The 12,177-nt window shown below is 67.4% G+C and carries 13 protein-coding genes and 2 pseudogenes; 1 reads left to right on the plus strand and 14 read right to left on the minus strand.

Annotated elements, in window-relative coordinates; genetic code table 11:
- Positions 1 to 18: 18 nt before the first annotated feature.
- The 9 genes and pseudogenes from L8951_RS06290 to L8951_RS06325 form a co-directional block, all read right to left on the minus strand.
- Complete coding sequence (locus L8951_RS06290; protein WP_244382147.1) at positions 19 to 672, minus strand: class I SAM-dependent methyltransferase; 654 nt, start codon at positions 670 to 672, stop codon at positions 19 to 21.
- Positions 669 to 1,682: a glycosyltransferase family 2 protein gene (locus L8951_RS06295; protein ID WP_244382148.1), complete on the minus strand. Its 1,014-nt coding sequence runs from the start codon at positions 1,680 to 1,682 to the stop codon at positions 669 to 671. Before L8951_RS06295 ends, L8951_RS06290 begins: the two co-directional genes overlap by 4 nt.
- Entirely contained in the window at positions 1,679 to 3,298 is a 1,620-nt protein-coding gene (locus L8951_RS06300) for a hypothetical protein (RefSeq protein ID WP_244382149.1), read from the minus strand. Before L8951_RS06300 ends, L8951_RS06295 begins: the two co-directional genes overlap by 4 nt.
- A 367-nt stretch (positions 3,299 to 3,665) precedes the next feature.
- Positions 3,666 to 3,863 (minus strand): META domain-containing protein, encoded by a 198-nt coding sequence (locus L8951_RS06305; protein WP_265535989.1) that lies wholly within the window; start codon positions 3,861 to 3,863, stop codon positions 3,666 to 3,668.
- 12 nt (positions 3,864 to 3,875) lie between these two features.
- Positions 3,876 to 4,124: pseudogene (locus L8951_RS06310) on the minus strand (YbaY family lipoprotein); the annotation flags it as partial.
- A gap of 21 nt (positions 4,125 to 4,145) precedes the next feature.
- A complete protein-coding gene (locus L8951_RS06315; protein ID WP_244382151.1) occupies positions 4,146 to 4,319 on the minus strand; it encodes a hypothetical protein in 174 nt (57 codons plus the stop codon).
- Between the two features lie 80 nt (positions 4,320 to 4,399).
- Positions 4,400 to 4,567: an LCCL domain-containing protein gene (locus L8951_RS11715; protein ID WP_407696396.1), complete on the minus strand. Its 168-nt coding sequence runs from the start codon at positions 4,565 to 4,567 to the stop codon at positions 4,400 to 4,402.
- Between the two features lie 121 nt (positions 4,568 to 4,688).
- Positions 4,689 to 4,985, minus strand: a pseudogene (locus tag L8951_RS11720) (LCCL domain-containing protein); the annotation flags it as partial.
- A 267-nt stretch (positions 4,986 to 5,252) separates the two neighbouring features.
- The gene (locus tag L8951_RS06325) at positions 5,253 to 5,948 is read right to left on the minus strand and encodes a type 1 glutamine amidotransferase domain-containing protein (RefSeq protein ID WP_244382153.1); all 696 of its coding nucleotides are present in this window, start codon (positions 5,946 to 5,948) and stop codon (positions 5,253 to 5,255) included.
- A 58-nt stretch (positions 5,949 to 6,006) separates the two neighbouring features.
- Here L8951_RS06325 and L8951_RS06330 point away from each other — a divergent pair, with 58 nt between their 5' ends.
- Positions 6,007 to 6,729 (plus strand): hotdog family protein, encoded by a 723-nt coding sequence (locus tag L8951_RS06330; protein ID WP_244382154.1) that lies wholly within the window; start codon positions 6,007 to 6,009, stop codon positions 6,727 to 6,729.
- Here the strand turns inward: L8951_RS06330 and L8951_RS06335 are convergent.
- From L8951_RS06335 to L8951_RS06355, 5 genes are read right to left on the minus strand one after another with little or no spacing between them, the layout of a single operon-like run.
- Positions 6,726 to 7,514: a class II aldolase/adducin family protein gene (locus L8951_RS06335; RefSeq protein ID WP_244383204.1), complete on the minus strand. Its 789-nt coding sequence runs from the start codon at positions 7,512 to 7,514 to the stop codon at positions 6,726 to 6,728. The genes L8951_RS06330 and L8951_RS06335 overlap by 4 nt on opposite strands.
- Positions 7,515 to 7,540: 26 nt before the next feature.
- Positions 7,541 to 8,182 (minus strand): maleylacetoacetate isomerase, encoded by a 642-nt coding sequence (gene maiA / locus L8951_RS06340; RefSeq protein ID WP_244382155.1) that lies wholly within the window; start codon positions 8,180 to 8,182, stop codon positions 7,541 to 7,543.
- A gap of 32 nt (positions 8,183 to 8,214) precedes the next feature.
- Entirely contained in the window at positions 8,215 to 8,619 is a 405-nt protein-coding gene (locus tag L8951_RS06345) for an acyl-CoA thioesterase (RefSeq protein ID WP_407696397.1), read from the minus strand.
- A complete protein-coding gene (locus L8951_RS06350) occupies positions 8,616 to 10,073 on the minus strand; it encodes a hypothetical protein (RefSeq protein WP_244382156.1) in 1,458 nt (485 codons plus the stop codon). The genes L8951_RS06345 and L8951_RS06350 overlap by 4 nt, the downstream gene beginning before the upstream one ends.
- The gene (locus tag L8951_RS06355; protein ID WP_244383206.1) at positions 10,070 to 12,151 is read right to left on the minus strand and encodes a S9 family peptidase; all 2,082 of its coding nucleotides are present in this window, start codon (positions 12,149 to 12,151) and stop codon (positions 10,070 to 10,072) included. The genes L8951_RS06350 and L8951_RS06355 overlap by 4 nt, the downstream gene beginning before the upstream one ends.
- Positions 12,152 to 12,177 lie beyond the last annotated feature (26 nt).

Raw genomic sequence — 12,177 nt, forward strand, 5'->3', positions numbered from 1 at the left:
CCGAGACCAATGGCTGACTTACGCGGTCGGCGCCTGCCAGGCGGTCACGCGGAACAGCGTCGCGACCGGCAGGATCGACGTGGCCGCGCGCCGGCTAAGCATCTTGGCCGTCGCTGCCTCGATCGCATGAATGTTGGTCTCGTGATAATGGCCCTCGAACCCTGCGACGCGCCGTCCTAGGCGATAAAGCCGGTTCTCGGTCGGGCCCGACAAGATCAGGACACCGCCCGGGGACAGCTTGCGCACCAGCCGCTCGAGAAGCTCAACGTAGTCGGTGTTATGCTCGAGCGAGTCGATCGCGAAGATGTGGTCATAGGCACCGTCGGGGGCGTCATCGAGCGTTGTCTGCTTCGCCTCGGGAAGCTGTTGCTTGAGGAATTGCGCGGCAGGATCGTGGCTCTCGATGAAATCATATTGGACGCCCTTGGGGAAAAGGTGCCCGAGCTCGCCGATGGAAGAACCGAAATCGAGCACGCGCTTCATGGGCGGGCCAACCCGCTTGGCTATCTTGGCCGCCGCGAACAGGCGCAGCCAGCTGACACCGGCAGCGAGCGGATTGGGGTGGCAATAGGAAGGGACGCAGCTCTCCTCCCAAAGCTCGAAATCCTCGTCGTAAGCGATCGCTTCGCGAAGCACCCTCTGACGCTCTCTGATATGCGCAAGTTTGTTCATTTTTTTCCTTGTAGACGTCTTGGAGTGACAATGACCTTCTTGTGAAGGAGCCGCCGGTGCACCGGCTGGTCGGGAACGGATGAGATGTCCTGCGAAAGGAAGCCCAGGATCAGCTGGATGCCGACGAGAACCGGCAGCGCGCTGAGCATGACGGTGCCCGCAGTCGCCGCTTCGTCCGTCCGGAAGCTCTCGATCCACTTGGCGAGGCCGTAGCCAGCGCCCAACGTCATGAGCAGGACACCGGTCGGCAGGCCGATCGAGCCGATGCTGAAATTGCGCAGGACGTAATTGTAGAACAAGCGCTTCATGAAATTGCGGAAGTGGAGGAAGGGGAAGGTCACGAGGCAGCGCCAGATGCTGAGATTGCTGACCTCCTCGCCGTAGGTCGTCTCCATCGGCAGTTCGATGACCTTGGCCCGCAGGATGGCGAGGCGGAACAGGAAATCGGATTCGAAGAAGTAGCGCGGGTGGAGCTTGTGCAAGGGGATGAGCCTCGCGACCTCGGCATGGATGGCGACATAGCCGTTGGTCGGATCGAACAGGTGCCAGTAGCCGGTCGACAGCTTGGAGAAGAAGGACAGGCCCGCATTGCCGAGCAGTCGCAGCCGCGGCATTTCCAGCACGTGCTCGATGTCGAAGAAGCGGTTGCCCTTCACATAGTCGGCCTCGCCCTCGAGGATTGGCTTGGCGAAGTCGGGCACGAAGGCGCCATTCATCTGACCGTCCCCGTCGACCTTGACGACCACGTCGGCGCCGTCGTCGAGCGCCCTGCGAAGGCCTTTGACCACCGCGGCGCCGACGCCGCCATTGGTCTCGCGCGCGACGGCGACGACCCGCGGGTCGCGTCGTGCCAGCTGCGAGATGACCGACCGGCTGTCGTCGTTGCTGCAGTCGTCAACGCAATAGATGCGCCAGACGTCCGGCGGGATCGTGGCTACGACCCCTTCGATCGTCCGACTGACGTCGTAGCAGGGAATGACGACCGCGATGCGATGCGATTGCTGGCTCATTGCGGCATCTGTCCTTCACGGTCGGATCGGGGCGAGCAGCGAACGAACTGGCGGTACTTGCCGATCGGCTCGATCTCCCGATAGTCCTCCCAGAGCTCGCGGAACGCGGCATCCTCTTCGTAGAATTGCACGAAATCCTCGTTCCGCAAGAGATCGGTGTGGCGGGCGGCATAGCTGTCGATCAGCACGAGGTCGGGCTGCCGCGACAGGTCATGCAAGATGAATTCCCGGGCATTGCTCTCGATGGACGCAGCATGGGGGCTGCGGGCCAGTCCCTGCCGGATCTGCATCGTCGCCGGCAGGAACCAGTGGCTGTTGGTGCGGGAAACATATTCGCCATCGGCATAGATGGACGCCGGGAAGGAGGGGTAGGGGTGGACGGCGACCATAAGGAACCTGCCATTGTCGGCATGGGTATCGATCGACCCGAGGATGCGGTCGATTTCGACCGTTCGCGTGCCGCCAGGCTTGTTGACCTCCCACCAGGCCATGACGGGCCGCAGCGCTACCAGGAAAAGGCTCAGGATTGCGATCGAGGCTGCCAGCCGGAGCGTCTTTCGACCCGCAGTGGAAAGGTTCGCCAGCATGACGAGCGCGATCACGGTGACGGGCAGGCGATGGTAGGTGTAGCCCTTCTGCTGGACGACATAGGCGAGGATGAAAGCGAGGCAGGCAGCGAACAGCAGGATGCCGAGATTGTCCTGACGATAGATCGCATAGACGCCGACCGGCACGATCATGAGCAGCCACGGCAGGAGGGGGAACCGGATGACCTGCCACGGCCGATTGAACGACCAGTAGATCTCGTTTGCCAGCGGGACGGCGCGTTGCAGATACTCCTGGTTGAAGAGCAGTACCATGGCGGCATAGCCGACCATCACAGCGCCGATCGCGAGGTTCTCGGCCCGGAACAGCGAGATGCGCCCACGCCGTTTCCATTGGATAACGAGTTCGACGAATAGCGGAACCGCGAGGAAATAGGGTTTGAGCGCGAAGCCAAGCCCCGCGGCGACGCCGATGACGAGGACGAGGCCTAAGGAAGGGAGCGCCTGGTGATCGAGCCGCCGTGCGACCAAGCCCAGGTAGGGCGGGGTCGCCAGCACGGCGAGATGTTCGCGCTGAGCGAACTCGCGGCCGGGAAGGACGAGGAGCGCGGTGGCCGCGACCACCGTCAGGACGAGCTGCCGGCTCGCGGAACCACTGCCTGCCAGCCGACCGAAACACAGAGCCGAGATCGCACTGGCCAGTGCAACGGCAATCCGGAACGTCCAATCGAGCGGCCAGCTAAGCTGCATGGCGAGGGCGGTTGTCGGCATCGACAGATACCAGGCCAAGGGAGGGTTCGGCTCGATGATGTCGATACCGAATTCCGCGCCCTGTAGCATTTCCCGGGTGCCCCAGAGCACCCAGGCGACGTCATGGTTCGGATAGGTGCTCAGCTGGATCCAGATCGTGGCTGCGGTGAGCGCTGCCAATAGGGCCAGGAGGGGCCAACGGTTGCTCGAAAACACGCTTTCATCCGCTCGCGAAGAGCCGATCTCGCGTCCCGATGACGCCGAGCCGTCCAACATTCCAAGATTTTTCCGGCCCACCAGTGGTGGCATTCGGAATTGCATCTACGCCCCCTACGCCTTTCACGTAACAGGGCGTAGATAAAAAGTCCTCAGCAAAGTGTTTACCTTGATACCCGTCGAAAATTTTCCTCGTGACTAGCGCAATCGTCGAGCGCGTCTCCCGCGCGCCGGGTGTCCGGTGGTGCGGGCCGGCGGGGGGGGGGGGGCGGTTGTGGCCTTTCGGGTCAGCGGTCATGGTGGTCTCACCCCCGGTGACCCGGCCGGGGTGAGAGCCGGGCGCGCCTCAGCCTGCGGGGCGCGCCATCAGTGTCTCGCCGTTCGACCCGATGAAGGTCACCGAGCCGTCCGAACGGAAGCGGAAACCGATGAGAATGTTCATCGCCGCAGTGAATTGCTGTTCGATCGCGTCTTAGGGCGGGGCGCAGGCGCGGCGTGTCATCGCCAGATTGCCGAGCTGCACGCGGTCGCCATATTGCTGGAAGGAGCCGGTGAACTGGTTGGAGGGCGTCGAGCCCGACACCTGCCCGTCGTCCCACGTGATGGTCGGCTTATTCTCCGCGGTCACCGCATTGCCGTTGATGGCATAGACCTCCCATCTTCCCGACAGGCCGGTCGCGCCCTAGTCGCCGCCGGTGCGGACGAGCACGATCGTGCGGATATTGGCCGATCCCATCGCGGGGTCGTAGGGGGTGGTGGTGTTGCTGGTCCACAACTGCTCGTTTTTGACATTGTAGATCGTCGAGCGAACGCCATAGCGGTGGTTGGACGCGAACACGCCGCTATCGGCCTCGAGCGCGAAGTCGAAGGGGACGGACTCGCCTTCGCCGACCCGTTCGACCTCGGAGGCGATCAGCGGGGCGGGGGCATCGGCGCGAGATGTCCTGCAGGGTCACGCGATAATATGCGCCCGAGGCAGCGCCACGCGCTCGCGATAGGTGATGTCGCCGCTGATCGCATAGGTCTCAGTCTGCGCATAATCGTCGGTGGCGCAGGCGGCGAGCGGGAGCGCCACGACGCAGGCGAGCACGAGGCGGGCAAGCGTAGCGAAAGGCAGGCACGTCATGACATCGTCTCCTTCGAGAAGCGTGGATTTCTGGCCGATGGGGACGACGTAGCTGCGCGGCCAAGCACCATATTCCTCGCTCAGTACGCCGTTGCGATAGCTGCCTCATAGTCGTCGCGACCGCCGCGGATTCTGATCCCCACGACCCCGCCGCCGGGGCCGATATGGCCGGCATGGAGCGCGGCTCGGGAGATCTCGCTCTCGGTAATAGACGCCGGTGCGATAGACATTGCCCGACGGTGTCGCATTGCCCGAGCAGCGGGAGGTGAGGTCTTCGCGGCGATCGGTCATCGCATCGGCATCGGTCGGGCAGCGCTGGATGTCGGCATCGGCACGATTGGCCCAGAAGGGGAAGGTGAAGCTCTTCGACCAGCCGCCATAGTCCTGGCTGGTGACGCCGTTCTGCGTCGAGCCTTCATAATTGTCGCGCCCAAAGCGCATGGCATAGGTGACGACACCGCCGCGCTGGCCGATCACGCCGGCATGGACGGCGGCGTTGCAGATGCCCGAGCGCTCCATGTAGACTTCGGTGCCATAGACATCGCCATCGCCGATCCCGGCGCAGCGGCAGGTCTCATTGCCCCACAATCCCTGGGTGCGGCGCGCGCTGAGCGGGCACTCCTTGATGCGATCCTGCTGGAAATCGTCGCGGTCGATCTCGACCAAGTCATTGTCGGGGGTCGCCTACTGCGGCGCGGCCGAGTCGGATGACAGGGCGGGGAAGAGCATCGTGCCGGTGGCGGCAGGGAGGTAAGGGGCGTAGGTCCTGATCATCATGGGGCGCTCCTCGACATTCCCGACCCGTGGGGTCGTCACGCCTTGCCCGCCCGCGGTAGCGCGCCGAAGCAGTTAACATATGGGATTGATTACGGAAACGTCAGAAGCGTCAAAAGACGCTCCCTCCGTCGCGGATTTCAGCGATTTAATCGTTAATCAGGCATATTCTTCCTTGGCCGCGAGCGCCTTCATCAGCGCCTGCGCGGTGGGCGCCGAGGACGGCGGGTTCTGGCCGGTAATGAGGAGCCCGTCGGCGACGACATGCTCGGCAAAGACGCCGCCCTCGCTCCACTGGGCGCCCTGCTCCTTGAGCGTGTCCTCGAGCAGGAAGGGGACGACGTCGGTGAGGCCGACGGCTTCCTCCTCCTCGTTGGTGAAGCCGGTGACCTTGCGACCCTTGACGATCGGCGCGCCATCCTCGGTCTCGACGATTTTGAGCACCGCGGGGGCATGGCACACCAGCGCGACCGGCTTGCCCGCGCGCAGCGTACCCTCGATGATGCGCTTGGAATCGGCGCTCTCGGCGAGGTCCCACAGCGGGCCGTGCCCGCCGGGGTAGAAGACCGCATCGAAATCGGCGGGATCCATCTCGGACAGCAGCTTGGTGGTCGCGAGCGCCTGCTGCGCCTCGGGATCGTTCTTGAACCGCTCGGTGTCCTCGGTCTGGTTGTCGGGCTCGTCCGACTTGGGGTCGAGCGGGGGCTGGCCGCCCTTGGGGCTGGCGAGGGTGAGGCGGTGGCCCGCGTCCTTGAGGACGTAATAGGGCGCGGCCAGTTCCTCGAGCCAGAAGCCGGTCTTCTCGCCGGTGTCGCCGAGTTCGTCGTGGCTGGTGAGGACGATGAGGATGTTCATGGGGACTTGCTCCTGTGATGAGGGTGACGCGCCGCGTCTTCCTGCCTACAACGCGCGCATGCACAGGCTCGATCCGGTAATTGTCGACAACAGGTTCCGTGGTCCCGACGGGATGGGCAATGGCGGCTATGTCTCGGGGCTGGTGGCCGAGGCGGTCGGGGGCAGGGCGGCGAAGATCCGGCTCCACGCCCCGACCCCGCTCGACCGGGAGATCGCGCTGATGCGCGACGACAAGGGGGCGCGGCTGGTCGACGGCGACACGCTGCTGGTCGAGGGCGAGCCGCTCGGCAAGCCGCTCGACCTCGACCCCATCCCCGCGCCGCCCGACGATGCGGCGATCGCGGCGGCGCGGGCGCGCTTTCCCACGCCTGCTCAGCATATGGCGCCACGCTGCTTCGTCTGTGGCCCGCTGCGCGATCCCGCGGAGGCGCTGCACCTCATCACCGGGCATGACGAGCAGAGCGGGCTGGCGGCCGACCGCTGGACGCCGCGCGCCGACCTCGCCGATGCCGACGGGCTGGTGGCGACGCGCTACGTCTGGGCGGCGCTCGACTGCCCTTCCTATTTCGCCACCGGGCTGGTCGACACGCCCGCGCTGCTGGCCGGGCTGGCGGCGCGGGTCGAGCGGCGCCCGGCGCCGGGCGAGCGCCTGACGGTGACCGGCTGGCCGCTCGAGGCGGACGGGCGCAAGCTGGATTCGGGCAGCGTGATCCATGACGCCGAGCGCCGCGTCGTCGCGATAGCGCGCGCGCTGTGGATCCGGATGGACGCGGGGCTCTAGGTCGCGAAGTCGGGATCGAGCCGGTAGGCGAGCCGCATCAGCGCGGGCCAGGCCAGCATCTTGGCAACGATCGGCAGCCCGGCGCTGCCCTGCTGCGCGGTGATCTCGGGCGCGCCCTGCGGCGGATGGTTGAGCGCGTCGGGTCCCGCCGACAGCGCCAGCACCTGCGCCTGGCAGGCCCGTTCGAGATAGTAGAGCCGGATGAAGCATTCGGCCACGCTCGCGCCGGTGGCCAGCGTGCCGTGGTTGCGCAGGAGCATCATCGACTTGGTCCCGAGATGCGCGACCAGCCGCTCGCGCTCGTCATGGTCGACCGCGACGCCCTCGTAATCGTGGAAGGCGAGGTCGTCGCGCACCAGCATGGCGGTCTGGGTCAGCGGCAGCAGCCCGTCCTTGTGCGCGCTGACCGCCTGCCCGTGCGGGGTGTGGAGGTGCATCACCGCCTGCGCGTCCTCGCGGTTCATGTGCAGCGCCGAGTGGATGGTGAACCCCGCCGGGTTGGTCATGAAGGGGGTCTCGTCGACGGCATTGCCATGCACGTCGACCTTGACCAGCGAGGAGGCGGTGACCTCGTCGAACATGAGATTGTAGGGGTTCAAGAGGAAGTGATGCTCGGGCCCCGGGACGCGCGCCGAGAGGTGGGTGAAGATGAGGTCGTCCCAGCCGAAATGGTGGACCAGCCGGTAGGCGGCGGCGAGCTCGACGCGGACCTTCCATTCCTCGGGCGAGACCTTGCCCTCGAGGCTGGGGATGTCGGCGCTGTCGATCGGGCTGGCGCCCTGCATGGCGGCGGCGAGCGTGTCGGCGCGGTTCATGGGTGGGCTTCCTGCTTGTCGGGGTGGGCGGCGGCGAAGGCGGGGTGCGCGCTCGCGCTTTCATCGGCGCGCCGCAGGTGCGGATAGTCGTCGACCGGCACCGAGAAGCGACGCGCGTTGTAGAGCTGGGGGACGAGGCAGATGTCGGCGAGCGTAGGCTGGTCGCCGAACAGGAAAGCGCCCGCGCGCGGGGCCGCGAGCGCCTCGAGCGCGTCGAACCCCTCGCGCACCCAGTGGCGATACCACTCGTCCTTGGCGGCTTCCTCGCAGCCCAGCTCGGCCTTGAGATATTTGAGCACGCGCAGGTTGTTGAGCGGATGGATGTCGCAGGCGACCAGAGTCGAAAGCGCGAGCACATGCGCGCGGTCGGCATCGTCCTCTGGCATGAAGGGCGGTTCGGGCCGGGTCGCGTCGAGATAATCGAGGATGGCGAGGCTCTGGGTGAGGCGGTGGCCGTCGATCTCGAGCATCGGCACCAGCCCCTGCGGGTTGCGCGCCCGGAACGCCGCTTGCTTCTGCGCGCCCGCGACGAGGTCGACCTTCTCGGCATGATAGTGGATGCCCTTGAGGTTGAGCCCGATGCGCACCCGGTAGCTGGCCGAACTGCGATAATAGTCGTGGAGGATGGGGCGCGTCATTGGCGGAAGACTGGGGCTTCCCGACCGCCGCGTCAATCGTCGGCGGCGAGAAAGGGGGCGAGGTGGCGGGGCCGCACGCGCGCCGGTCGCCCGCTCGCCCGGTCGATCATCGCCCAGGCGGTGGCGGCGCGCACGTGGAGTCGGCCGTCGCGCGCGAACTCGACGTGGCGGATCGAGCGCGCCCCCTTCGCGGCGGGGTCGATCCAGCTGCGCGCGATGACCTGCTCGCCCTCGTGCAGCGGGCGCAGATAGTCGATCTCGTGGCGGCTCACGACCCAGAAGACCTCGTCGACGAGCGCGGGCGGGGCGACCGCCTCCCAGTGCGCGATCGCGACCTCCTGGATCCAGCGCACCCAGACCGCATTGTTGACGTGCCCGAGCATGTCGATGTCCTCGGCGCGCGCGGTGACCCGATGGGTGTAGACGGGCGCGCTCACGATGCGGGGGCCGCGGGCGGGCGCGGGGGCGCGAGCCCGGCGGCGGCGAACAGCGCCTCGAGCCGCGCCGCGGTCACCGGGACTGAGAAGGCCATGGCGCGCATCAGCGCGGTCGCCTCGGGCGGTCCCCCGATCGCGGCATGATGGTCGAGCCATTCGGGCGCGCTCACCGTGCCGTCGTCGCCGCTGCGCGCGATCAGCGCCGACCAGAAGTCGAAAAAGTCGCCGCCCGCGCGCCGCGCGGCGGCCTCGGCGACGAGCCCGAACAGGAAGCCGCAGCCATAGAAGGCCTGGTCGGCGCCGCGTTCGGGGGCCGCCGCGAGCGGTCCGCCGCCGCCGAGCTGCACGCATTCGTCCCAGCTGGCGCGCAGCGTCGCCGCCCCCAGCGCGGCGGCGCCGTCGGGGTCGACCGCCTGCGTCGCGCGCAGCGCCATCAGGTCGGCGCCCCCCTCGCTGGTCCAGGCCGCCCCCGGGGGGCCGTAGCCGACGAGGTTGCCGAGCCAGAAATGCGCCGCCTCGTGGGCGATGAACTGGCGCGCCCGCGCGGCCGCGAGCGGGCTGGGCGCGAGCAGCGGCGCGCCCTCGAGCTGCATCACCACCTGGTTGGCGACCACGCTGCCGCCCAGCCGCACCCGCCCCGGCGTGGCCCCCGCCCAGCCGACGAGCAGCTCGGGCCGCTCGTCCTCGTGCGGGCCGAGGCGCGCCGCATAATAAGCGAGGATCGCGGGGATTTCCTCCTCGAGCTGGTCGGCGAGCCAGCCCGGCACCGCGGGGTCGACGCGCATGACCAGCTGGTCGGTGGTGCGCCCCGCGGCGGGGCCGTGGAGGACATAAGCGGCGGCGGGCACGGCGAAGCTGCCGTGGCGTCCGCCATGGTGGAAATCACGCCCCTCGAAGCGCACCAGCGGGTGCCCGCCGGCATAGTCGGGCAGCATCGTCCAGTCGGCGCCGAGCGCCTGCACCGCGCCGACCGAGGGCGCCGGGCGCAGCGTGAAATGATCGGAAAACAGCGCGGTACTGTCGGGGCCGAGCCGGAGCGCGGGCTGGTAGTCGCTCTCGAGCAGCCCCTCGAACGGGGCGAAGGCGATCTCGACCCGCGACGGCAGCGCGCCGCCGTCGACCGTCACGAGCGCCTCATGGTGCCCGATCCGCGCGAGGCGGACCCCCTCGGTGAGGACGCGCCAGCTGCCCGCGCGCCAGCTCGCGCCGGTGGCCCGATCGCGCCCCGAGCGCAGGAAGATCCACACCGGCGCGCTGACGTGCAGGTCGAGCCGCAGCCGGTAGGCGTCGCGCGCCTCGGCCGACACCAGCGCCTCCATCACCGGGACGCCGTCGCGCGGGCGCTCGTAGGCGCTCGGCGCCGCGCCCGCCGCGCTGGCCGCGCCCGCCACGCCGGCCGCGAGGAGCGCGAGCCCGGGCACCAGCCGGCGCGCGATCGCGCGGCGCGGCCTCACCGCGCGCCGACCTGGTCGAGGACGAAGGCGTAGGCCTCGGCGGTCTCGTAGAGCGAGTTCCAGCGCCCCGACTTGCCGCCGTGCCCCGCGCCCATGTTGATCTTGAGGAACAGCAGATTGTCGTCGGTCTTGGTGGCGCGCAGCCGCGCCGCCCACTTGGCGGGCTCCCAGTAGGTCACGCGCGGGTCGTTGAGCCCCCCGGTGATCAGCATCGGCGGATAATCCTGCGGCTTCACCTGGTCATAGGGGCTGTAGGACAGGATATATTCGAACGCCGCGGGATCGGTGATCGGGTTGCCCCATTCGTTCCACTCGCCCGGGGTCAGCGGGAGGCTGTCGTCGAGCATGGTGTTGAGGACGTCGACGAAGGGGACGTCGGCGACGATCGCGCCGTAGAGCTCGGGCGCCTGGTTGGCGATCGCCCCCATCAGTTCGCCCCCCGCCGAGCCGCCCTGCGCGGCGACCTTGCCCGCCTCGGCATAGCCCGCCGCGATCAGCCCGCGGGTAACGTCGACGAAATCGTTGAAGGTGTTGGTGCGCTTGGTCAGCTTGCCATCGAGGAACCACTGGTAGCCAAGGTCGTCACCGCCGCGGATATGCGCGATCGCATAGGCATAGCCGCGATCGACGAGGCTCAGCCGGCTGGCCGAGAAATAGGGCGGGATGGCGTTGCCATAGGCACCGTAGCCGTAGATGAAGAGCCGCCCCGAACCGTCGAGCTCGTGATCGGCGCGGCGCATGATCGAGACCGGCACCCGGGCCCCGTCGCGCGCCTCGATCATGAGCCGGTCGACGACATAGCGCGTCGGGTCGTAGCCCGAGGGGATTTCCTGCACCTTGAGCGTGTCGAAGGTCCCGCTTTCGGGATCGTAGTCGTAGACGGTGCTGGGGGTGACCATCGAGCTGTAGCCGATGCGATAGGCGGCGGGCGCATATTCGGCCATCCCGGTGAAGCCCGCAGTATAGGCCGCTTCCTCGAAGGGTATGCGGGTCATCTCGCCGCTGTCGTAGTCGCGCAGGTAGAGCTGGTCGAGGCCGTCGAGACGGCCCGAGACGAGCAGGTGGTCGCGATGCGCGTCGACGTCCTCGAGGTAGAATTCGTCCGACCCCGGGATGACCGTGTGCCACTGCTGCGGCGCGGCGGGATCGGCCTCGGCGAGGCGGAAGTTGACGTGATTGTCGTTGGTGACGATCCAGAACTTGCCGTGGCTCGCGTCGACCGAATATTGGATGTCGGGACGGCGGCGCATGATCAGCTGCGGCGCGGCCTCGGGCCGGTCGGCGGGGATGAAATACCATTCGCCCGAGCTGTTCTCGCCGGTCATCACGAAGATGAAATTCTCGTCGGTCGACTTGGCGAGGTTGACCGTGAAGGCGGGGTTCTCGGTCTCCTCATAGACCAGCCGGTCGGCCTCGGGATCGCCGCCGAGCGGGTGGTAGAAGGCCTCGTAGGTGCGCCAATTCTCGTTGGCGACGGTATAGAAGAAGCCCGCGCCCGCCTTGTCCCATTCGGGGGTGCCGAGCGCGGTCTCGCTGACCGTCTCGAGCACCTCCCCGCTGGCGATGTCGATCACCTCGATGGTGTAGCGCTCGGACCCGTTGCGGTCGGTCAGGACGATCGCCTTGGTGCCGTCGGGGCTGACCTCGTAGCCGCCGAGGCGGAAATAGTCGTGGCCCTCGGCCTGCTCGTTCTCGTCGTAGATCAGCGTGCCGCCCTCGGGGGTGACGTCGCTGCGGGTGCCGTCGGCCTTCTTGCGATACCACAGCCGATATTGCGTGCCGGGGGCGAACTCGGACCAGTAGACATAATCGCCCATCTTCACGGGGACGCCCTTGTCGTCCTCCTTGATGCGCGCCTTCATCTCCTCGAACAGCGCCTCGATCTCGGCCTCGCGCGGGGCCTTCCATGCCTCGAAATAGGCATTTTCGGCCTTGAGATAGTCGAGCACGTCGGCATCGTCGATCACCGGGTAGCTGTCGTCGCGCAGCCAGGCATAGGGGTCCTCGACGGTGATGCCGTGGCGGGTGTAGCTGTAGTCGCGCTGCTCGGCGACGGGCGGTTCGGGCAAGTCGGTCATGCTGTCCTTCTGGGCGAGGGCGGGGG

This window comes from Sphingomicrobium astaxanthinifaciens, assembly GCF_022865105.1.
Classification (GTDB): Bacteria; Pseudomonadota; Alphaproteobacteria; order Sphingomonadales; family Sphingomonadaceae; genus Sphingomicrobium; species Sphingomicrobium astaxanthinifaciens.

What these genes read in the sequence shown, in the direction of transcription:
- L8951_RS06335 (WP_244383204.1), bottom strand. Translation starts at nt 7,514, where the DNA reads ATGCAGGGCGCCAGCCCGATCGACAGCGCCGACATCCCCAGCCTCGAG.
- L8951_RS11715 (WP_407696396.1), bottom strand. Translation starts at nt 4,567, where the DNA reads ATGCGACACCGTCGGGCAATGTCTATCGCACCGGCGTCTATTACCGAG.
- L8951_RS06330 (WP_244382154.1), top strand. Translation starts at nt 6,007, where the DNA reads ATGCACAGGCTCGATCCGGTAATTGTCGACAACAGGTTCCGTGGTCCC.
- L8951_RS06315 (WP_244382151.1), bottom strand. Translation starts at nt 4,319, where the DNA reads ATGACGTGCCTGCCTTTCGCTACGCTTGCCCGCCTCGTGCTCGCCTGC.
- L8951_RS06290 (WP_244382147.1), bottom strand. Translation starts at nt 672, where the DNA reads ATGAACAAACTTGCGCATATCAGAGAGCGTCAGAGGGTGCTTCGCGAA.
- L8951_RS06300 (WP_244382149.1), bottom strand. Translation starts at nt 3,298, where the DNA reads ATGCAATTCCGAATGCCACCACTGGTGGGCCGGAAAAATCTTGGAATG.
- maiA (WP_244382155.1), bottom strand. Translation starts at nt 8,182, where the DNA reads ATGACGCGCCCCATCCTCCACGACTATTATCGCAGTTCGGCCAGCTAC.
- L8951_RS06295 (WP_244382148.1), bottom strand. Translation starts at nt 1,682, where the DNA reads ATGAGCCAGCAATCGCATCGCATCGCGGTCGTCATTCCCTGCTACGAC.
- L8951_RS06325 (WP_244382153.1), bottom strand. Translation starts at nt 5,948, where the DNA reads ATGAACATCCTCATCGTCCTCACCAGCCACGACGAACTCGGCGACACC.
- L8951_RS06355 (WP_244383206.1), bottom strand. Translation starts at nt 12,151, where the DNA reads ATGACCGACTTGCCCGAACCGCCCGTCGCCGAGCAGCGCGACTACAGC.